The sequence below is a fragment of the Paenibacillus sp. GCM10027630 genome, from assembly GCF_042676305.1.
GTDB lineage: Bacteria > Bacillota > Bacilli > Paenibacillales > NBRC-103111 > Paenibacillus_S.
On the sequence record NZ_JBHTGY010000033.1, the window covers coordinates 147,097 to 172,849 of the forward strand.

A 25,753-nucleotide genomic window follows, 5' to 3' on the forward strand; every position below is an offset into this window, starting at 1 on the left:
CCCGAACGTGTTTACCTATCAACAGGCAGCCGTAGTTGGTGCACTGACAGATGAAACACTGCTTGGCAGAGTTTTTATTCTGGTGCCGTCGATCCGCCCGCAGCCACGGCGCCATAGGGAAGGGAGAAGTATTGATTATTGCGGGTGTGAAGGATCAGCCTTCAAATATAAATAGCTTAGGGGTGTATGTATGATTGTAGTAAAGAGAGTAGTCAACATTCTGATCAGCGTTCTTCTTGTGCTCAGTATGTTCCCGACAATGGGGTTTGCCGCGACAGGCGACAGTGTAGCTGCACCCACAGGTACTGCGAGCGCAGGCACTTGGTTTGAAACTGCGCATGCCACTTGGACAGGCAAATCCGTCGGTGGATACCGGGCTTACGTCCGGACTTTGGGCGCTAAAGACTGGAGAGATAACAGCCCAATCGCAGGCTGGCTTGTGGACTGGAAAGAAGTGGACGCCCAGCTTGTTCGCAAGGTGGATCCTGCCCGCAACACCTGGCGTGTGGATATTCCCGGCCTTCCCAGAGGAGAATACGAAATCCAAGTCAGGGCGACTGACGGGACGACCGTTCTTCACTCATTCACCAATCTTAAAACGTGGTCTTTCCCGCGTAATGGCGCAGCGTTTGTGCCTTCCAACGAAAATACTTTCGAAGGAAGCCACACTTTTGCTCTCGATGGGGCCATAGGTGGATATTTGCCGGATGGCAGAGTGAATCCCAATGCTATCATAATCTATGTAACCCATGAAAATATGAGGGAAACCCTTCCTGCGAATGTATTTACAGCAAACAGAGGATCTACTGCAAATGCGAGAACACCTCTTGTCATTCGCTTCTTAGGTACTGTAGGCTCTTTTGAAACGGTCAACTCAACCGTTGCCAACTCCGGCACGGTAGGACCTCCGGGGTTAAACGCCAACCGTATGATTCAGGTCGGTCAGGGCAACGGCAATGTAACCTTAGAAGGTATTGGCCCCGACGCGACGATCTTTGGCTGGGGTATAAGCACCAGTGGTGCCCACAACGTGGTATTTAGCAACCTCAACTTCGACCAGTGGCATGACGACGCCATAGAGATTAATGGCACCAGCGCGACTGTAAGGGCTTCCAATGTATGGGTGCATAACTGTACATTTGGATACGGGCAGAACAAGTATCTCACTCTGAATCAAGACCCTGACCAGGCAAAGGGTGACGGCGCGACAGATATAACGAACCACGCAAGAAACTATACGGTTTCTTACAATAAATATGCCGGAAGCAGCAAGGTCTTGCTGATAGGTGGCGGCACCGGTTCAATGAGCCCTCACTATGGCACCTTACACCACAACTGGTTCTTGGGCTCGGAGGAAAGGACCCCCCGTGTGCGGAACGGCAGGGTTCACGTGTTTAATAACCTGTATGAAGATATTCAGGGGCATCCGTATCATGATACTCTCTTAAATAGAAATACGGGTTATGGTATCGGCGCGGCCCACAATGCCACCATATGGGCGGAAGGCAATATCTTTGAGAACGTCAACTTCCCATTCCTTAGAAGCCGCCAGGGTCATGCAAGGGGTAATGATCCCATTGATTCTACTACTGGAAGTGGATATAACCATTTCTTTGGAGACGCTCCCGGCTTTATCATCGCAAAAGAGGATGTAACTGAAGGTGACTTCCCTAATAGTGTAGATGGTTTTAGACGCTCCTCAGATTATATGACCGGTCTTACAGAAACAGGTCTTCAAGAGCTCAGGGCTGCTGCTCTAAGCCTTCAGCCAAATGTTCTTGACGAAGCTTCTCGGAAGTACTATGACCCGAAGCTGGACATTGGCGTAGTGGTTGCTGCGGGTTCAACTACGACGAATCCGAATATATCCACAACCCCAGCAGCGCAATTGGATTGGTCATTTAGGCCAAACCGTACTGGCGTATGGCCAACAGAAACCTCGGAACAAGTGGGAGCTTTGAGAAACGAGATTGAGACCTATACCGGCGCAATGCCTGCAATGACACCCAATTCGGCTCCTGCGGCTCCTGCAATTTCAAGCGTCAAAATCAACGACGAAGTGCGTTCTGCTTTCGGTGGGTCATTTATACCTGCTCCCGGCAAGATTGTTGTCTATAAAGATACCTTTACAATCAATTGGGTTTCCAAAGATGTTTTGACAGACCACTATGAAATTCAGTGGGATAAGGGAAGTAACAATTGGGAAACAATTGGAACCGTTCAAGCGAATTCCAGACCAAACACCTTTATCACCCAAAAGATAGACCAATTCGCCAACTTCAAAAGCATTTTGGCACAGGCCGACAACAGGAACGGAACATATGCCTTTAGGATAAAGGCGGGCAATTCCTTCGGAGAAAGTGATTGGTCTAATATTTACGCGATAAGCGGCGATGATCTGTTGGTAACGTTTAACACCGACGGCGGTAGCGCGGTTGCTCCACAACGCGTGCGTGTCGGTGACGCAATCGCGGTTCCAGCGCGTCCTAAAAAGGACGGTTGGGTTTTTGTGGGCTGGTACAGGGATAAAACCACCAGTGTCCATATGTGGGACTTTTTGAATGAAAAAGTGGCCGGTTCCACGGAGCTGCACGCAAAGTGGGTCAAGGTGGACGCGACGCATCGCCTGCTGAACGCCTACGCCTCGGCCGAAGAGCTTGAAAGCCCTTACGTCGCGGCGACGCTGCAGACATTGGGAACGCTGTCCGCAAACCAACGCGACCTGACGCTGCCCGCAGGCACGACGGTGTACGTAGCCCCCGGCGTGTACTGGACGGATTTGACGTATAAGGAAGGCGGCGTGATTGCAGGTCCGAATATCGGGCTCAGCATTCAGGGCCAAAACATATCTTTCCTCGGCCTTACCGAGGACGCTACAGACACGATCATCAGCGGAAACCGCGGCGAGGGGGGCGAGACCGGCTTAGGTGCGAACGGCAGCTGGTATACGCTTGGCATCTCTACGGGCTTCCACAGCGAGAACATCACAATCGCAAACTACGCGCAGGAGGATTTGGTTTATCCGCGCGATCCTTCGCAAAATATAAAAAAGCGGATAGACTCCAAAAACCACGCCGAGGTTTTAACGAGAGCCAACGGCAGCACGGGCGCGCCCGACAAGCTGTACTTTAAAAACACGAGGTTCGTCGGCTATTTGAACATGATGCTTAACCTTGCGCCTACCCGTGCGTATTTCTTAGACAGCTTTTTCCAATTAACCGACGACTCCATTTTCGCCGGTGGTGTCAATGTGTACGAGAACAGTACCTTCCACTTCTTCGGCAACCACCCGTCCGTAAGCGGCGCCGGTAACGGCGGCATCAACGCGCTGCTGGGCAGCAAAATCATCGGCATGCCGCAAATGACTAGTACGGATCTTTACCTTGCTAAGCAGTCCAACGAAATCGGCCCTAACGCGAACGGTATCTTCGCCATCATCGATACTGAGTTCACCGGCCGGATCGAATCTGTCGAGTGGGAAAACGTGGTACGCGAGGACGCTCGCCACTTTGTGTCGAACAACACAATCGGCGAAGGAAAAAGGCCGCTCGTAATCAGCCCGTCCCAGCCGCAAACTTCCGTCACGCTTACTGGAAACGCCCTTAAGGCTTTTAAGGTCGGCGAGGAATACAACGTGTATAACCTCTTAAAGGGTAATGACAATTGGGATCCTAAAGGCCAGAACAACGCGGAGTGGGCACCTTACGCCAACCTGCCGTATCGATTCTTAGTCGGAGCAACGGGTAAAACCATGTATTCCGACAAAGTAGACAACACCAACAAGGCCGTTTTGACGCCCGCCGCGGCTCCGGCGACTTCCGTCGACGTAAAGAATACCGTTTGGACGTATGATACGAATCTGTTGAATGGCACAGTCGACGCCGCGACCGGCGTAATTACGCTGACCGCCAAGCCCAACAATACTCGCGCTATCGTTAAGACGATTGTGACGGGCACGCTTCCGAGCGGTATCTCGGCCGGCGCGACGCTGTACATCCGCCCGACGCCCGTCCCCGCGCCTGTTGTTACGGCGCCCGCGATCGCTATCAGCAAAAACCTTGCGACGCTCAGCTACACGCTAGATCAGCTCGAAAACAAGGATACCTCCGTCATCGAATGGTACCGCGAGACGGGGCCCGATACTACGAACGGCATTCATATCGGCACGATGCGTAACGATGTTAAAGATTTATTCGTAGACGATCCGTATAAAAATTATGCGCTTAATAAGTACGACGTAGGGTACTACCTGCGAGTCGTTATTTCACCGAAGTATGAGTTCAGCTCCGCCGGCGCCCCCGTCACGGTATACTCCCAGCGTGCGGTCACGACGGCCGACGTAACGGAAACGTCGTTATATACCGACTTTAAGAATTTGTATTTTACCAATGAAGACAATACCGCCACGAAGGGCAGATGGTTCTTTGATCGCGTGAGCGGTACAGGAGTGCCGTGGGGATGGGGTATTGGAAGCAACGGCACAGATAAGATTTGGGGCCTTCAGAGCAATTCCAACGGTACGAACACCAGATTCGTGTTCGGTCAACCCGGCAGCTACGGCAACATGTCGCTGAACCTGAACTACTCCACAAGTAAGGTAGAGGGCCAGGGCTTCGGCGGCAACGGTAACTTCATGGATATCTATGTTAAATATGATCCGGCGACCCGCAAGGGATACGGCCTGCACGTAGAACGTACCGCTGCCGGCGGCTCTAACGCTACGATATGGATGCTGTATAAATATGACGGTACCGATCAAACACCGTTGAGCGAGCCCCTTAAGACAGTCGCGTTTATGCCAAAGAGCACCATTACCGTTTCCGTAACGGGCAGCACCCTTCGCGTACAGGGCTCGACGCTGTCCGAGAAGACGCCGCTGCAAACCGAACAAAATCTGCCTAATTCGGTTGACATCTCGTGGACGGATGATACCGGCGCTTTGGGTAAGAACATTTTCGGCGGCTTCGGCATCCGCATTAACAACTCTGGCAACTCCTCTTACGAATACGGCAACACGGGTACCAATAATACCGTCATGCTGCACAACGTGCGAGTAGATGCCTCCGAACTTGCTTCAACTGATACGACAGCACCGGTTTGGCCTGCTGGAAGTACGCTCACTGCAAGTAACACAACCCAAACAGGGACAACACTTACATGGACAGCAGCAACAGATAATGTAGGGGTTACAGGCTACAAAATATATAACGGTTCGTCCCTTTTGCAGACAGTAACATCAAATGTATATTCATATGCAGTAACAGGGCTCACCGCGGGTACATCCTATACCTTCAGTGTAAAGGCTGTAGATAATGGAAATAATTTGTCAGAAGCAAAAACGGTTAGTGTTACGACTCTTGCTTCAGCTGATACGACAGCACCGGTTTGGCCTGCTGGAAGTACGCTCACTGCAAGTAACACAACCCAAACAGGGACAACACTTACATGGACTGCGGCAACAGATAATGTAGGGGTTACAGGCTACAAAATATATAACGGTTCGTCCCTTTTGCAGACAGTAACATCAAATGTATATTCATATGCAGTAACAGGGCTCACCGCGGGTACATCCTATACCTTCAGTGTAAAGGCTGTAGATAATGTAAATAATTTGTCTGAAGCAAAAACGGTTAATGTTACCACTCTTGCTTCCACTGATACGACAGCACCGGTTTGGCCTGCTGGAACTACGTTCACTGCAAGTAACACAACCCAAACAGGGACAACACTTACATGGACTGCAGCAACAGACAATGTAGGAGTAACAGGCTATAAGGTATACCAAGGCTCAACACTGCTTACAACAGTGACGAGCGCAGTAAACAGCTTTAATGTAACAGGGCTCACGGCAGGAACCACCTATACTTTCGCAGTACAGGCTGGGGATGCGGCAGGCAACTGGTCTACCAGCGGGCCGAACGTGACGGTGACAACAGAGGTGATCCACCGATCGGGACGCAGTTCCACAACGTCGGCAGACCCGGCAACGCCAGCATCACCATCTTCACCAGGAACACCGGCAGAACCGACAACGCCAGCATCACCATCTTCGCCAGAAACACCGGCATCAGTGGTATCGACTACCCCTGGCCAACCGGTATTCGATCTGAGCAAACCCGAGTCGGTTTCCGTATTGAAGGAGGTTTTGAAAGAAAAATTAAAATCTTCTAATGAATCTGTAACGTTCAAAGATGTATCCGAACATTGGTCAGCTGAAAGTATAAATGTGTTCTCGAAGCTTGGGCTTGTTAATGGTTACGAGGATGGCACATTTAAGCCGAATGCTCCTATTACTCGCGGAGAGTTTGCTGCTATCGTTGCCAAAACCTTCAATATCGGTACTGGCGAATTGAAGGCTGCTCAGTTTAGTGATATCAACGGAAGCTGGGCTAAAGAAGCGATCTTGGCACTTGCATCAAATGGTATCATCAACGGATATGAAAATGGCACATTCTATCCTGAAGCTAACATCACCCGTGCAGAAATGATCGCCATTATCGCCAGAATCATTAACCTGACTACAGTTCAAGGAACAAGCAACACTGCGTTTACCGATATCGGCGATTCGTGGAATAAAAACCAGATCGAAGCGGCAACAAAGGCCGGCATTATTAACGGTGCGGGTGAAGGTTCCTTTGCTCCGGACAAAAACTCGACTCGTGCCGAAGCATTGACCGTATTGCTTCGCTCCTTAAAATTGAACCCTGAAATTGCTTCTTTGATTAATTCTTTGAAATAGAAACAAAACAAAAAAGGTGTTGGGGTATTTTACCCCGGCACCTTTTTTAAGTACGCCCAGCAGGGACGTCATCTCTAGGGTGAAAGTCCTGAACGGGGGGGCTGGCGAGCGTCTACTATAGCCAAGAACAAAGGTGTCCATCGTGAGGTGGAATCCGAAGGAAGCTGGAGGCAAACTTCCACCCGAGAAACACGAACTTAATCAGTTACAAGGAATGGACTTTATTTATTAAGTAGGATAATATTTTTTTGCCATTTTATATAACAGAAATAAGTTGTATAACCATTATCTGGTATTTTTAATCAGGAGAGGCATTTAGCAGTTTACCATGCATGATTCTCGAGCAAAAGTTTTTCCTCAATGTTGAGACCAGCAACGTCTGAATGAAAGCGCTTATAATTAAGTTTACATACAAAAAAACGTTTGCTATAATCATATTATCTTAATCATTAAAGTATATAGTGAAGTACGGGAAGCACATCCTTGAAAAGCTTGAATTCAATGTTGCTGACTGAGAAGAAATTGGAGAGACGGATTACGGAATTGCTGCAATACGGAGTTGGACCAGATGGTTGCCCGCGTTGATGTGATTGGTGTCATTGATCAAGTCGATAACGGAGGCGTGAACAATATTGGTCGGTTCAAGGGAAACTGATTGTCGTCAATAGCCGCAACAGAATTGAAACTTATTTCACGGATGGATTGTAAAAACCAATGAAAGTCTAGGTCATGCGAAGTATAAATAAGAATTTCTCTCTCCTACAAGAAAGTCAACACGAATAGTTACAGCAGGGTTCAATTGTCGGATCAAGTGGGCAAACCCTGCTGTATTTGTTTAGGTCGTACTTTGATGCAATTGCATTTTGTGGTGAGAAACTTTGTTCCTTATTTTTTCAAGGGGGAATTGAAATGAAAGCTGTTGTCAACTATCAATCCGGAGCGGGAATGGTTAAAGTATGTGACGTCCCGGCACCTCTTGAATTGAGGCCGAAAGACGTATTGATTCAAGTGAAAGCTGCAGGTGTCTGCGGTAGCGATCTGCATATGTATCACGATATACAGGGCTTTCCAGTTAAAAGGCCGGTTACGCTCGGTCACGAATATTCCGGTATTGTATCAGCCGTAGGCTCCGAGGTCACCCAATTTAAACAGGGAGACCGCGTCGTTAGTGAAACTCCTGCCTATATATGTGAAACATGCATTTATTGCCGTACCGGTCAATATAATCTTTGTCCGGATCGTCGGGGGTTTGGCGTACTCGAAGACGGTGCAATGGCTGAATATGTAAAAACAAGAGAAGCCATCGTTCATCATGTGCCTGACAATGTTTCTTTTGAGAAAGCGGCTATGACAGAACCTACCTGCGTTGCTTATAACGCGGTGGCCCATCATTCCCACATTCGCCCCGGCGACTATGTTGTCGTATTCGGGCCGGGACCGATAGGTTTAATGTGTGTCCAAATCGCTAAACTGTTTTCGCCCGGAAGACTGACCGTCGTGGGAACCAGCAAGGATAAAAATCGTCTGGAAATCTCGAAGCAATTCGGAGCGGATACCGTTATTGTTGGCGATGAACAGGATGTGGTCAAAGAAATTCTCTCATTCGGAGACGGATTCGGCCCTGATCTGGTGCTTGATGCTGTGGGGATATCCACAACGCTAAAGCAAAGTATTGAAGTCGTTCGACCGGCCGGACAAATAACAAAGATTGGATGGGGTCCGGCTCCGATTGGATTTTCCCTAGATCCATTAATTCAAAAAGCGGTTCGTCTTCAGGGCTCCTTCAGCCATAATTATCCGATGTGGGAAAAAGTGCTGTTGATGATGGGCACTGGCGAGATTGATCCGCTACCTATGACGAAGTCGTATGGTATCGATCAATGGAAAGCAGCTTTTGATGAAATGGATTCCCTAGTACATGCCAAGTCCATCATTTTACCCCATTCATAAAACTTAGGAGTGAAGCAAATGGAGCCTATTGTACAAATTTCACTGGATCTAACCAACATTAAGGATGCGCTCGAAATGGCCAAAATCGCCGTGGAAGCCGGTATTGATTGGATTGAAGCAGGCACCCCGCTGCTCCTTGGCGAAGGACTTCACTCCGTAGAGGCACTGAGGAAAGAGTTCCCAAATCACCCAATCGTTGCAGACTTAAAAACGATGGACGGAGGTTATTTGGAAGCGGAGATGATGGCAAAAGCAGGTGCAACCCATGTCGTGGTAATGGGAGTTGCCCATCCAGCTACAATCCGAGCGGTTGTGAAAGCAGCCAAAGATTATAACATCCAAGTAATGGGGGACATCATGGCTAGCCCGGATAAAGTGGCTTGTGCCAAAATGCTTGAAGCGAACGGTGTTGATTATATCATCGTTCATACGGGCTTCGACGAAAGAGGAGAAGACCCAGAACGAAATCCGTTTGATCATCTTCATGAGGTGGTAAATGCCGTCTCCATTCCTGTTCAGGCTGTAGGCGGTCTTTCCGTTGCACAAGCGGCTGAAATGCCTAAACACGGTGCCCCATTGGTAGTGGTCGGTGCTCCTCTTGTCATCGATAAGAAAGAGTTCCGCCCAAGTACAGACAAATCCGAATTAAAAGCCATATTACAGGACCTTGTAGCTAAAGTGAAGACCGCCTAAGAAAAGAGGGGTTGGAAATGAACGCGGGAGATCGAGCGAAAATAGCTGTATTTCCAAAAGGATATATCGAAGAATTATCCAACGGATCCATGTCATTGGAAGAGTGGATTGAAATGGCCGGCACACTCGGTGCAGACGGCTTGGAATTATATCCGCTATTTCTTAAGCGACAAGATGAGGATTATTTGCAATCCATAAAGGAAGCGGCGGCAAAACAAGGCTTGGACATTCCGATGATGTGTGCCTCACCAGATTTTACCCATCACGATGCCTCATTTCGGACGCAAGAAATTGTCAAAATGAAGCAAATGATCGATGTAATAGCTTTTCTGGGTCCGAAGCAATTCCGAAGCTGCCGGGTACTGTCAGGGCAGAAACGGCCTGAAGTATCTAGAGAAGATGGGATTCGTTGGACAGTTGAGTGCATCGAACAACTGATTCCATATGCTGAAGAGAAACAGGTTTTCTTGGTGATGGAGAACCATTACAAGGACGGATTTTGGATTTATCCCGAGTTTGCCCAACAATCCGATATATATTTGGCGATCATACGGCAAATATCTTCTCCATGGTTCGGTGTCAACTATGATCCTTCCAACGCGATTTTCGCCGGGGAAGATCCATTAATACTATTAAATGAAGTCAAACACAGGATGATTACGATGCATGCGAGCGATCGCTACTTGAAGGCAGGGTATACCCTGGAAGATTTGAAGGAGTATTCCTTGCAGGGCTATTCCGAAGCATTGGCTCATGGGGTGATCGGGAAGGGCATGAACGATTACAATGCCATTTTCACAGAGTTGCAAAGCGTTCGTTTTCGAGGCTGGATTTCGATTGAAGACGGAGTAAACGGTCTTGAGGATTTGCGCAATTCTGTTATTTTCTTGAGGGAAAAAGTTTCCGAATATTTGATGTAATAACAGTAATCGGGTTTGAAAAGGAGAGCAACCATGAAGGCATTTATGATACATGAGCCCCATAATTATTCCATTGTGGAAGCTCCTGTCCCAGAACCGGGGGATGGAGAGGTGCTTGTTCGTTCCATGTATGCCGGCATATGCGGGACGGATGTGGAGTTGGCGAAAGGGATGGTTCGCGCTGATGCAGTTAACTACCCGTGCATACCTGGACATGAATGGAGTGGAATCATTGAAAAAGTCGGAGCCAGTGTCACCGGCCTCAAGCGCGGGGACAGAGTCGTTTCTGAAGGCGTGCAGCATTGTGGATATTGCAGGTTTTGCAGGCAGGGGCAAAGCAACCTTTGCGAGAATATGAAGGAATTGGGCTTCACCATTCCGGGCGGGTTATCGGAGTATGTGGTTGCAAATGCCAGAATGGTTCATCGTCTGCCGGAGGATTTTCCTTTGGATATGGCCGCTTTGATTGAGCCGACAGCAGTAGTCACCCGAGGGGTATGGCGTGCAAAACCAAAACCAGGTGAGACGATTGCAGTGATCGGTCCCGGTACCGTCGGTCTCTTGGCGATTATGATTTCTAAGATGTTTTCACCGCGTAAAATAATTCTGATCGGAGTTACCGACGAATCCTTAAAGCTTGGCCAAAGTCTGGGTGCTACAGAAATCGTAAATTTAACACTAGAAGAAGCAGCAGACAGGGTGTCCAAGTTGGAAGATGGGTTGGGAGCCGATATCGTGTATGAATGTGCGGGAAAAAGCAGTGCTGTGGGTATGGCCTTCTCCATCGTTCGCAGGGGCGGGAAAGTCGTTCTACTTGGTGCAGCCGGCAAGGATGCGAAAATGGAGCTTTTCAGTGACATATTTCATGTGAAGGATCTCGAAATCCACGGGATTCTATCTTACACCAAAGAGACTTGGCAGGATGCTGTTAATCTCGTTACCAATCGCCTGATCCCCGTAGATAAATTGATTCAGCATCGATTTTCGCTTGGAGAGGTTGATAAAGCACTCGATGTTTTGGATTCCGGGAAAGGGATAGGGAAAACGCTGATCGAGCTTACCTAATAATATTCGAAAAGATTGAATGTTAAAATTTGAATTGAGGAGACAGAACCGTGACAAAAACAATTCGTGTTGGAATTATAGGCAGCGGAAGCGTCGCTAGAGCGCATGCGGCCAATTACAAAGCACTTCCAGGAGTAGAGATTGTCGGGGTGGCGGATATTGTTCCCAGCAAAGCGAAGGAATTTATCGAGGTTAGACAGTTGAACGGTGCTTCAGCGTTCGAAAATCACCTCGATCTACTGAACGAAGATATTGATGCCGTCAGCGTATGTACGCCGCATGTCGCGCACCATCGTACAACAGTCGATGCACTTCTCGCAGGTAAACACGTGCTCGTTGAGAAACCGATGTGCTCCTCTTTGGAGCAAGCGGTGGAAATGGTTGAGGCCGGCAAAAAATCCGGGAAAATATTTACGGTTGGTTTCCAACCGCGTTATGACCCTAACCATAAGGCAATGAAAGAGATCGTAGAATCGGGGCAGCTCGGTAAAGTGTATTATGTTCAGACTGGTGCCGGTCGCAGACGCGGTATGCCTGGCGGAACGTTTATAAGCAAAGAAATATCGGGTGCTGGAGCAATATTCGACATTGGCTGTTATTCCCTTGATATGGCATTGAACACCATTGGTTATCCGAAACCGCTCACTGTTTCAGCCTATACGTCTAATTACTTCGGAACTAATCCGAAATATCACAATCAATCGGAAAAATTCGAAGTCGATGATTTCGGCGTTGCAATGATCCGTCTTGAAGGAGACATCCTTCTCAACTTCAAAATCTCTTGGGCGATGCATGCCGATTCCTTTGGGCCGACTTTGTTCCTTGGTACGGAAGGCGGTTTGAAAGCAAATCCATCGGGGCAGACATGGGATAGTCCGGTTGAAAGCATGACCTTGTTCCATGACCTGCTAGGACACCAAACAGACACGTCGATTCCGGTTAAACAGCATAAAATTGATGTATTTCATGAAAAAATTCGCGATTTTGTAGAGGCAATCCGTGAAAACCGTTCTGCTCCGATCCCGGGTGAACAAATTATGATCAACCAAGCAATTCTTGACGGTATTCTCCGTTCTTCTAAACAGGGCCGGGAAGTTGAAGTTCATATTCCCAAATTTTAAATGGCTATTGGATTCGAGTGTTCCACACCAAGACGGGATGGGATCTTTACGGGCTGAAACCGTTATTCAAATATGATAGAGAGGACTAGATGATCATATGAAATGGAAAATCGGTATGCGTATTCCCCGAATGATTGGAGAGCAAGGCTTTGATAATACCGCGAAATGGGCGGCAGGTGTAGGACTCGATGTACTGGATATCGGGGGAACCGAATTGGCTGCAAAGAAGGAAATATGCGATCGATACGGCCTGGAGATCGGTTCCGTAGATGCGAGCCTTGTCGGCCATTTGCTGAGTGCGGACGAGAGCAAGCGAGAAAATGCTCTTGAGTCCATCAAGAGACAAATGGATGATATGGCATCTATCGGGGCAAGCGTCATGTTTATGTGCCTCGTTCCAGAAGACCGTAAAATGCCGCGTAACGAAACATTTGCCATTTGGAAGGAAACCTTTCCTGAAGTCGTCCGGTACGCAGAACAGAAGGGAGTGTATATTGCCATCGAAGGATGGCCGGGCCCGAGTCCGGAACTTCCTACGATTGGTTGTACTCCGGAGATGTGGCGCGCCATGTTCGAAGCGATCCCTTCCAAGCATTTCGGACTGAACTACGACCCTTCTCATCTCGTTTGGCTTCGCATCGACTATTTGCGGGCTTTGTCGGAATTCGGGGAGCGGATAAATCACTGTCATGGCAAGGATACGGAAATTTTGTACGAGGAGTTATACAATTCCGGTGTTATATCGCCGACCTTTGGCTCGAAATATCACTATTGCGGCGGCTCCTGGAGGTATACCATTCCGGGTCACGGAACGGTGGAGTGGGATAAAGTAGCGGTTCGGCTCGATCGTCTCGGCTACAAAGGAGCGATTTGCATCGAACTTGAGGATCATCGGTTCCATGGTACCATCGAGAATGAACAGCAAGGTATTGTGAAAGCCTACGAACATTTGACGAAATACTTTAAGTGATTTTTATAAAAAGACCCTAGGTTTTGACAAGGTGAGTGTTTCCACATGAAATTATCTTATTGATTAAGTAGAAAGTGTGAAAGGAGGCGCACCTGTGTACAAAATGGAGCAAACCTACGATTTGGAACGGTTAATCCAACAAAACCTGCATATTCACACTACGTATTCGCCTTGTGCCAAACCTGAAATGCTTGCTCGCGATATCGTGAACATGGCAGTGAAGGACGACATTCGGGTTATCGCGTTCACCGATCATTATAACAGTGGAGATTTTCCAATACTGGACACGAATCGCAAGTTAAAGAAACAAGCGGAGGAATGCGGTACGGATCTAAAAGTTTTATACGCCGCTGAGTTGTCGGCATACGGTGTCGGCAAATTTCTCGATACACCTGACATTAATGAAGCTTTGGATTATCGCCTATATGCCTACAATCATTATCACCTCGATTACTGGGAGCACCCCGAAGACAAGTCACCGCGAGGGTATGTGCAGCATGCGCTGCAAGTACTGGAGTCGTTATTTGCTGCGAGTCGGGCTGATTGCATCGCCCATCCTTTTATCGGCCGATTTATTCATTGTTTCGAAGACAAGACACTCGTTACGAAGGAGATCACTGATAACGAACTGGGGGATATACTGGAAAAGGGGAAACGAAGCCAGGTTGCCTGGGAATTGAACGTGCCGGCTTTGTTCGCAGATCCGGAATTTTCAAAGCGATACTGGCGTATAGGCAAAGAGGTTGGCGTTGTGTTCCATTTGGGTACTGACGCCCATTCGATGGCCGCCGTCTCGACGTCCCAGTACTTGGAGCGATTGAAACAGTTATTGGAGTAAATAGGGATCCTATGGCGAATCACGCCTCCAGATACGTCGCTACAGGGGGGAATCATGCTGCGTCGAGCGGCTGACTCTAAATGTATAAGCAATTATCTTAATCAATAAGAATACAATGTGGAAGCTAAGTAAGAACTATAGGCTGTAACGCGTATATCGGACCGTTTGAATTGAATACGTGCCGAAATAAATTGGATCGTAGTAGCCCGACAAAGGAGAATCTTTTCTATGTTTATCTGACTTCACTCAGCTTAACGGGCGGGCGGAGATGCATATTGCAAGTTAAATTTCGAATATTGAGGAAGTGATAGTATGTCGAACGATCTTAAATTGAAACATAATCATCCATTCTCCGGTGTGTATTCATTGCTTCTTACCCCTTTTCTGGAAGACGGAAGTATAGATTGGAATTGCTACGATACATATGTAGATTGGCAGCTCTCCATGCAGCCAAACGGCCTATTTGCCGTTTGCGGCAGCAGCGAGATGGGGATGCTGACCTTGGATGAACGGTTGTCTCTTGCGGAAATTGCTGTGAATCGAGCTGGCAATATGCCGGTTGTCGCTACTACCAATGTCAGCCCCGACACCGGCAGCCACGCTGAAGAACTGCTCCGTATGGAGGATACCGGTGTGTCAGGTGTGGTTTTCATTCCTCCAAAAGGAATGGGTGAAAATCAGGAACGGCTTGGTGCATATTTTGCTGATCTAGCCGACCGATCTTCGGTGCCCGTCGTTTTATACGAGTGTCCGTCAAATAAGCCGCATCTTATCGATCCGCATGTGTACAGCAGTCTTGTTGTTAATCATGGGATTGTAGGGATTAAAGACACGACTTGTACGATCGAAGGTATCGAGGCGAAAATTAAAGGGGCTCCAGATAGTATCGTTTACCAAGCAAATACGCAGTACATGTTGGATGCAATTCATCTCGGTGCAGGAGGCATTATGGCCATTACGGCAACAGCTGCGGCTGACGTCGTGATACAGCTATGGCGCGAAGCATCAAGCCAATCCGACGAGGCTGTCAAGACACACGAGAAGCTTGTAGCTTTAGATACCGCGCTTGGCTTGGGCTATACAGCAACCGCAAAATATCTTGCAGCCTTACGTGGAATACCAATGAGTAATGTAACAAGGTCAAACAAAAGCCTGAGTGAAGAAGCATCAGCAGCGATACGCGCATGGCACCGTTCAACCATGAACATATGAAGAAATGGTAAGAGGTCAAGCCTATCCAGCTTCTATTTGAAAATGATCAAAATGGTTGATTAAAGGACAGGCTGCAGTCGCAGCAATGCCGTCCAAGGATGACCAATAGGGGACAATCGCGGACGGTAATCGTTAGGAAAACATCGTGATACAGGTAGCGCTTGCTTCATAAGTTTCTGAGATGGGCACGAATGAAGGGGCTTCGCAGATGACGTTAAATGTCATATTCGCAGAAAAGTAGGAAGGGTTCGTGAAGGAGTATGACCATAAGGATGTATATAGTCAGGCATGCGCAGCCTGCTAATCAAGAACTGGGCTATACAGGCGGGCCTAATTACCCGCTGGGCAAGCTTGGAATGGAGCAGGCAGCGTGTGTAGGAGAACAATTCGCCAATTGGCTGCCACTGGATGTTATGTATTCCAGCACCCTGCAAAGAGCACTTCAGACCGCAGAAGCGATCCATAAAAGGAGGAGCGTACCTTGGTATGTGTATCCGGCGTTGTCCGAAACCGATCGCAGAGGCTGGCCACTGATGCGTGAATTGGTAGGTGCAGGGAGGTATCAGGTCCATGCTGAAGAAGCGGCTGCCAACAAAGCCGCCCAAAGCGAGCATTACCCGTTATTATCTAAAGTAGGAGAGCTGTTCCCCGGTGTACAAACAGGACGGGACTTCAATTGGCCGGATATTTGGCAGCCTGCGCTAGAAGCGGAAACGAGAGAGAAAACCTATGATCGCGCGAGACGTGTGATGGCGACTATCAGGAAAATTCATGAAGGCACAGATGTCACGATTGCTATTGTCTGCCATGCGGCGTTTGGCTCCGTTATGCTAAACGACCTGCTGGGATGCGATCCGTGCGACCATAACCGGTTCAGCTTCTCACATGCAGCCATTGCCAGGGTTGATATCGAGGATGACGATACGGTAAGCCTCCGACTGTTGAATTATGTTGGGCATCTTCGGCCGGAAATGGTCACTGAAGGTCTGGAATTGTAGATGTAAGACGGTTTCAGGAGCCATTGGGAGTAAGCCAAAACAATCGTCAAGTTATAACAAATATATTACTGGAGGAATCAAAATGAGTAAGTATTTCAATTTATTTGGTAAAGTGGCTACGTTTGGATTAACCGTTGCTATGATGACATCATGTTCAAGCTCTGGAGGTACTACAGCTTCACCTGCACCTTCTGGATCATCTTCAACTCCTGCAGGGCCTGCGCCAACAATCAATATAGGTTTCAAAGGGGTGTTTACTGAGGGAGACAGAACCAAAAACCCGGTATTAGACGAATTGATGAAAAAAACCAACACGGTCATTAAAGTTCAAGAGATGCCGGATGACGGTTATGTTCAAAAAATCACTTTGCAATTCAACAGCGGAACCGCGCCTGATGTCGTTCATTCCAGCACTGATACGACAACGATCGGGATGATCAACAATTTTGGCGCAAACGGTTTGTTAAAGAAAATGTCTGATCTATTACCTAAAATGCCTAATGTTCAAAAGTTTTATGACAAAGAGATGCAAAGCAAATTTGTAAATGCTGACGGCAGTTTATATATATTGCCTACACCAAGAGATGTTGGATATGGCGCAGTATTTATTAGACAAGACTGGTTGGATAACTTAGGTTTGAAAACTCCAAAAACATTTGATGAATATAAGGAAGTTTTAAAACAGTTTGCAACAAAAGACCCTGACAAAAATGGCAAAGACGGTGATACTTATGGCGCTGTATTTGATAAATCAGGCAGTTTGGAACCGGCATTAGCACCTTTCGGTGTTCCTACCGCAGATTGGATGAAAACGGCTGACAATAAATTAGTTTGGTCGCAGATCACTCCCGAATATAAGAAAGCTATCGGGTTTGCAAGAGAATTAGTTACAGCCAAAATAGTTGACCCTGAATTTGTGACCTATCAACCCAACAATGGTAAATCTCAACTTATAAGAAACAGCAAAGTTGGGGTGTATCAAGGGGTTTCCTCTGGTGCTGCTGCTGACTTAGCTATTATCCAGGAAAAGGCACCTAATGCTAAAGTCGTTGTTTTAGAGGTTCCACCTGCGCCTGGAATTGCAAAAAGTGTATCAGCTTATGGAAACATTATCAAAAAAAATAAAGATGGTTTGCCTGTTGGTTTCTCTAGCATCTGGGCTGTGAATTCAAAAGTAAATGCCGAAGTTTTAGATGGTATTACAAGAATTTTTGACTTTACAACTAAAGACCAATTAATGACAGTTGGTGTTGAAGGTAAAGATTACACAAAATCAGGTAATGATTATAAATTATCTAAAGACTTAAAAGGTTTAAGACAAGATGGTGCTTGGGACGTATACACCATCGGCAATATGGAGGGGCAAAGAGAGTTCTGGAAAGACCTATGGCCAGCAGAAACTGCTGCTAACATGGCTAATACAGGATTATCCACTCAACCAAGGGTCATCTATTTCTCAACTCCTACAACGGATGCACAATTAACACAAATTACAGCAAAAGCAACTGAATTATTTACACAAATTATTTCAGGTAAAGTGGAATTAGAAGCAGGTTGGGCTGAATGGGAAAAACAATTTAAATTGTTAAAAGGCGATGTCATGACTCAGGAAATAAACGAAAGATATGCTAAAAATGCTAAATAAAGCAAGCGAATTATTTTAAATATTACAAGTGCAAGGATAAGAAATTTCTTGTCCTTGCACTTATTGACAAGATATTAAACTCCGTTTAGTAAAGAGGAGATGCCGAAATGTTTGTTCAAAATATCAAGAAACACTTTTCATTATATATGCTTTTATTGCCTGGGCTTGCATTTTATATCATTTTTAAATACGTGCCTATTGTTGGTTATTTAATGGCTTTTCAAGATTTCAAAATAGGTAAAGGTCTATTCGGGAGTCCGTGGGTTGGCTTAGATAACTTTCGTTTTATGTTTCAAGACAATAATTTTGTAAACGCTTTAAATAACACGCTCATAATCAGTGTATATAAACTTATTTTTGGAACTGTCGGCCCCATTATTTTAGCATTGTTATTAAATGAAGTAATAAGTACTAAATTTAAAAAAGTAATCCAAACCATATCTTATTTGCCTCATTTTATATCATGGGTCATCATTGCCGGGATATTGACAGGGATCCTTTCTTCTAAAGGTATAATAAATTATGTTTTAGTTGAAATGCTTCATCAAGATAAAATTATATTTTTGGCAGACCCCAATTATTTTAGAAGCATTATGGTCATTACTGAAGTATGGAAAAACCTGGGCTGGGGTACCATTATTTATTTGGCTGCCATATCCGGAATAGATACAGAAATGTATGAAGCGGCAATTGTTGATGGGTGTTCCAGATTTAAACAAGCCCTGTATATAACATTACCTTGTATGATCCCTACGATTATTATACTGTTGATTTTGCATTTAGGAGGTATTCTTAACGCAGGGTTTGAGCAAATCTACTTGTTCTATACTCCACCTGTATATCCTGTTGCGGATATTCTGGATACACTCGCTTTACGTATTGGTATCCAAAATAACTTTAACTATGGAGTTGCAACCGCTATAACCATATTTAAATCAGTTGTAGGTTTACTCTTGATTATTGCAGTAAATAAAATAGTCAAATACGTAGATAAAGATCATGGCATATGGTAGGAGGATAAGATGACAAGACGTACAACAGGTGAGAAAATATTCGGTTACGTTAATGGGTTACTACTAATCATTTTCAGTATAACAATTTTATATCCATTTATTAATATTATTGCCATATCTTTTAGTTCTACGGCTGCTGCTAACACAGGATCAATAACTATATTTCCTATAGGCTTTAATATAGCAGCATATAAATATCTGGCTAATTACAGTCAACTTTTGACCGGTTTTAATGTAACTATGTTTGTGACGGTTGTAGGTACAGCTTTAAATTTGATTTTTACAGTAGTTACGGCGTATCCGTTATCAAGAAAAGATTTACCTTACAGAAAACCTGTTAAATTTTTCTTATTACTTACTATGCTTTTTCCACCAGGTATTGTGCAGCTCTATATTCTTTATATAAATTTAAACTTAATCGATTCGATATGGGTTTTAATTATACCGGGACTTATTAATACATTTAACGTCATTGTTATGATTAGCTTCTTCGAAACTATTCCACAAGAAATTATTGATGCTTCCAGAATTGATGGGTTATCAGAGATACAAATGATTTTCAGAATTATATTTCCGCTATCAATGGCAGCTATAAGCACAATTGGCTTGTTCTATGCCGTAGATCACTGGAATGCTTGGTTTAATGGATCTATTTTTATAAACACAAAAGACAAATGGCCTTTACAGCTAGTGTTGAAAAATATTTTAAGTACAACGATAGCCGCCGACTCTAATGTTGATACGGGTACAATTCCTCCAGCCTATCAAATTCAAATGGCCATGGTGTTTATTACGACATTACCTATTTTGCTTGTATATCCATTTATCCAAAAATACTTTGTAAAAGGCGTTATGATTGGTGGTATAAAAGGCTAATTCTCCATAGTCTGTTTTTTAGTGTCTAATTCAGGAGGTACATATGATAGAAGTGAGAAATCTAACGAAACATTACGGAAAACATGTAGCGGTAGATCATGTAAGTTTCACAATAGCCGATGGAGAAATTGTAGGCTTTCTTGGACCCAATGGTGCAGGTAAATCTACTACAATGAATATAATGACCGGATACATGGCTTCAACAGAAGGAGAGGTTATCATATCGGGACATAATATTTTGGATGAGCCGGAAAAAGCAAAATCCAAAATAGGATATTTGCCTGAACAACCACCGCTCTATTTTGACATGAAAGTAGATGAATATTTAAATTTTGTAGCTGATATAAAAAAAGTCAAGTCAAGTCAAAAAAAGGCAATGATCGAAGAAATAAAAGAAACGGTACGGATTATGGATGTGTCTAATAGGTTAATAAAAAATTTATCTAAAGGGTATAAGCAACGAGTTGGTTTAGCACAAGCTATGATAGGCAATCCCGAAATCATTATTTTAGATGAGCCTACAGTAGGTTTAGACCCTAAACAAATTATTGAAATGCGCGACGTTATTAAAACATTAGGTAATAAACATACCGTCATATTAAGCTCACACATACTTTCAGAGGTTAGTGCAGTTTGCGACAGAGTTATAATTATAAATAAAGGCAAAATTGTTACTAGCGAGACTCCTGACAAATTGTCAAATAACTTGATACAAGGGTCTAAATTGTTGTCTCGTATTAAAGGGACAGAAGCAGAAATTAAAAATGCGGTTACTAGTTTTCCATTAATAAAGCATGTAACAATAGTGGGCAGCAAAGAATGCGATACGATAGATGTTCTTTTTGAGGGAGACGGTCACACGGATATAAGAGAATCTATTTTTAAAGCTATGTCAAAAAGTAATTTACCGATATTAACACAACAACCTCTTAATCTTTCCTTGGAAGAAATTTTCTTAGAAGCAACAGGGGAAAGGAACAATTATGACAAGCATAATTAAGAAAGAATTAAGAACTTATTTCACTACTATGTCAGGATATATTTTCTTGACATTTTTATTATTACTTTCAGCGGTATATTTTGTAATTGGAAATATAAGTGCACAATCAGCAGATTTTTCGGGAGTACTAACAAGTATTGCTGTTTATTATTTGTTTTTAATTCCCATATTGACCATGAGGTTATTTTCGGAAGAGGCTAAATTAAAAACAGACCAATTATTATACACATCGCCTGTTTCAATAACGGATATAACTGTAGGCAAATTTATAGCTGCTTCAATTGTATTATGTATAGGTACGGTATTTACATTCATCTTTCCTATAATATTATTACTATTTTCAGATATTAACCTGATGCTCATCGTTGTTAGTTATTTGGGATTTATATTGTTCGGTTTAAGCTTAATTAGTATAGGAATGTTTGTATCGTCTTTAACAGAAAACCAAATCATAGCTGCAATTATAACATTTGCAACGGTATTTTTGTTCTTTATAATGGACGGTTTAGCAAGAGCGCTGCCAGCTGATAAAATGAGCTCCCTATTTTTTATTACAGCAATAATAGGTTTATTTGGAATCATCGTGTACGACAGTACGAAAAATAAAGCAGTGGCCGTTTTTATTACCCTTTTATTCATAGTAGTAGAAGCGGGTTTATACTTCATAAAGCCAACCTTTTTTGAGGGTACAATTGCTTATGCTCTACAATGGTTTTCTGTGTTTAACAGATTTACAAATTTTCAACGCGGCGTTTTGAATGTATCTGACATTATTTATAACCTTACATTTATTATTGCGTTCACCTATCTAACCATAGATGGAATTGAAAAGAGAAGATGGAGGTAATAATGAGTAATTTAATTCATGCCCTGAATAGTAAAAAATTTAGATATGGAGCATTTTCAACATTAACAGCAATAGTCGTTATAGCGGTGTTGATCGTTGTAAACTTAATTTTTTCCAGTTTAAATTTAAGCTATGATGTTAGTAAAAACAAATCGTATTCCATATCGAAATATTCAATAGATATTATTAAAAAAGTACAAGATCCTATAAATATTTATGTTTTGGCTAAGACTGGGAGTGAAAATCCTGATTTTAAAGCTATTATCCTCGATTATACAAAATATAACCGTAATATTAAGGTTGAAGTAAAAGATCCCAATTTATATCCGCAGCTTGTGGACAAATTTAAATCGGACCCTTCGCAATCGGTTTCAAGTAACAGTGTTGTGGTAGAAAATGGAATAACAAAAAAGTTCAAATTAATAGATGCCGGGCAAATGATTACCATAAGATTTGATCAGCAATCATATAAAGAATATGTGCAGTCAATCGATGTTGAGCCTCAAATTACTAATGCTATTGAAAATGTTACAGGTGATAAAACACATAACATTTATAGTATAACAGGTAATGGAGAGCTATCTTTGCCAGAAAAACTCATTCATGCTATTAAACTTGCCAATTATGAGATGAAAGATATAAATATATTAACAGAAGAGGTTCCAAAAGAGACAAACTTAATATTTGCAACAACACCTGCTAAAGACTGGACACCAGAGATGGCAAATAAAATGAAAACCTATTTGCAAAATGGCGGACATGCGGTTTTTGCACTTAATTTTACTACTTCTGGTTTTCCTAATTTAATGTCAGTGTTGGGTGCTTACGGAGTGTCTGTAGATAATAAAGTAATAATAGAAGCAAATACAAATAATTCTTTACCAAATCAACCTACGGTATTGCTACCTAACCTGGAAGCAAATGAAATTACAAAAAATTTAGCAGACAAACAATACAAAGTATTGTTGCCGGTAGCAACTGGCATTAAACAAAATAATATTAAGAGAAATTCATTAAGAGTTAATCCGTTATTAACCAGTTCAGCTAAGTCATATGCTAAAAATAGTTCAGCCCAAAGTGTTGAAAAAGTGAATGGCGATATTTCTGGGCCCTTTAATTTGGCAGTAATGATTACGGATTATACGGATATGAAAACTTATTTCGAAACAAAATTAGTCGTTATTGGTACAGATACGTTAATTTCACCTGAATCAAATTCGGTATCCGGAGGAACGAATTATAATTTTATAGTAAATTCAATAAACTGGACTCAAGGCAAAGAAAGCGGAAGCTACATCCCTCCTAAAGCACCTAATGCTGCTACACAGTTACAATTAAGTGGCGGACAAGCGGTTATCATAACATTAGTGACCGTAATTATAATTCCTTTGACAATATTAGTTATTGGTATTGTGGTTTGGGCTAGAAGGAGAAATAGCTAAATGAAAAAAAAAATCATATTTTTAAACGCGGTAGTAGTAGTTTTGATTATCCTGCTGGTTATTCAATTTGCAATTCAAAATAGCAATAAAATCGAAGGCACTCACGCAGCGGAAACAACCGTATCATCACCTACATTTTCGATTAGTGGTAGTGAAAGCGAAGTAAAAAAAATCAAAATCGTAAACACAGCTGGTAGGTTTGAATTGGTACATACAAAGGGGATTTCGGGTAGCGAGAGTATAGATTGGGCTTTGGAAACCAAGCCGGACTTTCCGGTTGACCCGAATTTGTTAAACAATATGGCTGTAAGTGCTACATTAACCAAATTCACTTTGCTTGACGAACATGCAACAAATTTAAAGCAATTCGGGTTAGACCAAGCAAATGCTGAAGTGATTGTTACACTTAATAATGGTAGAGATCATACAATAAAAATTGGTAATCCAACTCCGGATCTGGCAAATTATTATGTTGCTATTAATGATGAAAAAGCAATTTATTTAATGAATAGCGGTAATGCAAAAAGATTATTAGTTAGTTCAAACGAGTTGTTTGACAACCAAATTCCTGAAATTAATTTAAAAAATTTAAAATCGATTGAGATCCTTAAAGCAGGAAAACTTTTTTTAGATCTTAAAGCAAAACAAAATATAGAGTCTGCACCTGCATCTTTACCTGGAGCACATCTTTTACCAATTAATCATTTAGTTATGAAGTATCCTGTACCTGACAGAGATGTTTATTTGGAAGATTTTGCTAAAAAGACATTTGGATTGCCTGATGGCACTTCCAATATAAATAATAATAAGATAAAAGTATTATCCTTAGTTGATGAGAAGCCGTTAGACATGGGACATTACGGACTTTCGGTGCCTGCATTAGAGCTTAAAATTCAAGATGATAAAAATGGTTATCATCTAATGTTAGGTGATACTAGCGGTGATATCATTTATGCTAAATTTGCTGACAAGAACTATATATTTTCGATAAACAGAGAAAGTATCCGTTCAATCCTTACATTTGAGCCCATTCAGTTTATAGATCGCTTTTTGGCTTTAATCAATATTGTTGATTGTGATCAAATTTCAATAGAAGCTTCATCTTCGAAATTCAACGTAAAAATTAATCATAAAGAATTACCCTTAGCAAGTGGACAATCAACTCAAAGAGAAGAACAAAGCGGAACATTTAACTTTAAAGTGGTCGAGGTTGATCAATTAAGAAAGTTTTATGAAATGATAATAGGACTAAGTTTTGATGTGGTTATTGAACCTGTAGAAAAGCCCGGAAATCCATTTATTACGATAAAATATACAACTAAAAAAGGAGAAAAGAATGTAACTTTCTATACATATGATGATAACTTCTATTTGGTAAAAGTAGGTGATGGACCTGCTCAATATTTAATAAATGAACAAGCAGTTGATGAAGTCATAATCACATGCAATGATATTATGTCAGATAGATTTATCAAATAATTAGGAGATGACGCTCGTTGAAGGCACTGATTATTTCTGATATCCACGCCAATATTTATGCATTAGAAAACATATGGAAACAAGAAAAAGACAGTGATGTCATTTATTGTGCGGGAGACTTGGTAGATTACGGACCTTTTCCCAAAGAAGTACTACAGTGGATTAGGGAGCATAAGGCTTTGTGCGTGAAAGGAAACCATGATGAGCGTGTAACTGCCTTATATCGCAACAAAGATCAATTGTGGAATGTTACACTTGAGGATCGAACTTGGGCGCATGATAATGCTCAAAAGCTTAGTGAGTTGGATATTGAATTTTTGGAAAACCTGCCTTATTCTATTGCATTCACGATGGATTCTATTGGATATAGCATGCAGCATATGTATAACAATTACGAGATCATTCCTAGTCTCCATCATTATTATAGCTTCTGGGAACAGCAGACCAAGGAACCAATTACGAGCATGAAACATAAACGAATGATATTCGGCCATACACATCGGAGAGCTATTCATTATCTCAGCAACCATGAACTGTGGATGAATCCCGGAAGTATCTCGTATCGCAGACCTGACGATCCATGTAAAGAAGCGCATTATATGACGATTACAGATGGACGTATCGATATGAAGAGCTTACAGTACGATCGTTCACCCCTGCTGAAGGCAACCTTGTCCACAACACTTAAGAAAAAAGGAGAACTAGATGTAGCTCTTGTCTTTTTCGGGGAAAACTAGCGGTAGAAAGGTTCTGGAATCTGATCGGGTGACTTGGAAATGGCATGTGAAGAAAACTAAATAACAGAATTTGGAACGGGGAGACCTTTAGTCATAGGGTCTCCTTATTTATTGGAATATTTTAACATTTTTATTAGAGTTGCAGTAGTCAGTAACAGTGAAAATGTATGGCGATGTATTAAAAGTATGCGAGTCATGATTAAGCTAT

General features: G+C 43.3%; 18 protein-coding genes. All 18 read left to right on the plus strand.

The features are described 5' to 3' along the window. Positions 1-190 precede the first annotated feature (190 nt). The 18 genes from ACFQ0C_RS16395 to ACFQ0C_RS16480 all read left to right on the plus strand — a co-directional run bounded on the left by ACFQ0C_RS16395 (position 191) and on the right by ACFQ0C_RS16480 (position 25,545). Positions 191-6,739: an S-layer homology domain-containing protein gene (locus ACFQ0C_RS16395; RefSeq protein WP_379368148.1), complete on the plus strand. Its 6,549-nt coding sequence runs from the start codon at positions 191-193 to the stop codon at positions 6,737-6,739. 909 nt (positions 6,740-7,648) lie between these two features. Continuing rightward, positions 7,649-8,689 (plus strand): zinc-binding dehydrogenase, encoded by a 1,041-nt coding sequence (locus ACFQ0C_RS16400; RefSeq protein WP_379368149.1) that lies wholly within the window; start codon positions 7,649-7,651, stop codon positions 8,687-8,689. Positions 8,690-8,707: 18 nt separating this feature from the next. Next, positions 8,708-9,382, plus strand: a complete 675-nt coding sequence (locus ACFQ0C_RS16405; protein ID WP_379368150.1) for an orotidine 5'-phosphate decarboxylase / HUMPS family protein — start codon at positions 8,708-8,710, stop codon at positions 9,380-9,382. A 17-nt stretch (positions 9,383-9,399) separates the two neighbouring features. Further along, positions 9,400-10,302 (plus strand): sugar phosphate isomerase/epimerase family protein, encoded by a 903-nt coding sequence (locus ACFQ0C_RS16410; RefSeq protein ID WP_379368151.1) that lies wholly within the window; start codon positions 9,400-9,402, stop codon positions 10,300-10,302. Between the two features lie 33 nt (positions 10,303-10,335). Continuing rightward, a complete protein-coding gene (locus ACFQ0C_RS16415) occupies positions 10,336-11,367 on the plus strand; it encodes a zinc-dependent alcohol dehydrogenase (protein ID WP_379368152.1) in 1,032 nt (343 codons plus the stop codon). A gap of 50 nt (positions 11,368-11,417) precedes the next feature. Beyond that, on the plus strand, positions 11,418-12,488 hold the full coding sequence (locus ACFQ0C_RS16420) for a Gfo/Idh/MocA family protein (protein WP_379368153.1): 1,071 nt from the start codon (positions 11,418-11,420) through the stop codon (positions 12,486-12,488). A 97-nt stretch (positions 12,489-12,585) separates the two neighbouring features. Then, positions 12,586-13,458 (plus strand): sugar phosphate isomerase/epimerase family protein, encoded by an 873-nt coding sequence (locus ACFQ0C_RS16425; protein WP_379368154.1) that lies wholly within the window; start codon positions 12,586-12,588, stop codon positions 13,456-13,458. Positions 13,459-13,561: 103 nt separating this feature from the next. Continuing rightward, entirely contained in the window at positions 13,562-14,296 is a 735-nt protein-coding gene (locus tag ACFQ0C_RS16430; protein WP_379368201.1) for a PHP domain-containing protein, read from the plus strand. A gap of 312 nt (positions 14,297-14,608) precedes the next feature. After that, positions 14,609-15,508 carry a dihydrodipicolinate synthase family protein gene (locus ACFQ0C_RS16435; protein WP_379368155.1) on the plus strand — a complete coding sequence of 300 codons (900 nt, stop codon included), beginning with the start codon at positions 14,609-14,611 and terminating at the stop codon, positions 15,506-15,508. Positions 15,509-15,780: 272 nt separating this feature from the next. Further along, positions 15,781-16,506 carry a histidine phosphatase family protein gene (locus ACFQ0C_RS16440; RefSeq protein ID WP_379368156.1) on the plus strand — a complete coding sequence of 242 codons (726 nt, stop codon included), beginning with the start codon at positions 15,781-15,783 and terminating at the stop codon, positions 16,504-16,506. Between the two features lie 82 nt (positions 16,507-16,588). Further along, complete coding sequence (locus ACFQ0C_RS16445) at positions 16,589-18,151, plus strand: extracellular solute-binding protein (RefSeq protein ID WP_379368157.1); 1,563 nt, start codon at positions 16,589-16,591, stop codon at positions 18,149-18,151. A 107-nt stretch (positions 18,152-18,258) separates the two neighbouring features. Then, positions 18,259-19,164 carry an ABC transporter permease gene (locus tag ACFQ0C_RS16450; RefSeq protein ID WP_379368158.1) on the plus strand — a complete coding sequence of 302 codons (906 nt, stop codon included), beginning with the start codon at positions 18,259-18,261 and terminating at the stop codon, positions 19,162-19,164. 9 nt (positions 19,165-19,173) lie between these two features. Further along, positions 19,174-20,040, plus strand: a complete 867-nt coding sequence (locus ACFQ0C_RS16455) for a carbohydrate ABC transporter permease (protein ID WP_258213730.1) — start codon at positions 19,174-19,176, stop codon at positions 20,038-20,040. Positions 20,041-20,083: 43 nt separating this feature from the next. Next, entirely contained in the window at positions 20,084-21,040 is a 957-nt protein-coding gene (locus ACFQ0C_RS16460) for an ABC transporter ATP-binding protein (RefSeq protein WP_379368159.1), read from the plus strand. Then, a complete protein-coding gene (locus ACFQ0C_RS16465) occupies positions 21,024-21,887 on the plus strand; it encodes an ABC transporter permease (RefSeq protein WP_379368160.1) in 864 nt (287 codons plus the stop codon). The genes ACFQ0C_RS16460 and ACFQ0C_RS16465 overlap by 17 nt, the downstream gene beginning before the upstream one ends. Before the next feature lie 2 nt (positions 21,888-21,889). Further along, the gene (locus ACFQ0C_RS16470; protein WP_379368161.1) at positions 21,890-23,329 is read left to right on the plus strand and encodes a Gldg family protein; all 1,440 of its coding nucleotides are present in this window, start codon (positions 21,890-21,892) and stop codon (positions 23,327-23,329) included. Then, positions 23,330-24,808 carry a DUF4340 domain-containing protein gene (locus tag ACFQ0C_RS16475; protein WP_379368162.1) on the plus strand — a complete coding sequence of 493 codons (1,479 nt, stop codon included), beginning with the start codon at positions 23,330-23,332 and terminating at the stop codon, positions 24,806-24,808. It begins immediately after the preceding gene. 17 nt (positions 24,809-24,825) lie between these two features. Further along, positions 24,826-25,545 (plus strand): metallophosphoesterase family protein, encoded by a 720-nt coding sequence (locus tag ACFQ0C_RS16480; protein WP_379368163.1) that lies wholly within the window; start codon positions 24,826-24,828, stop codon positions 25,543-25,545. Positions 25,546-25,753 lie beyond the last annotated feature (208 nt).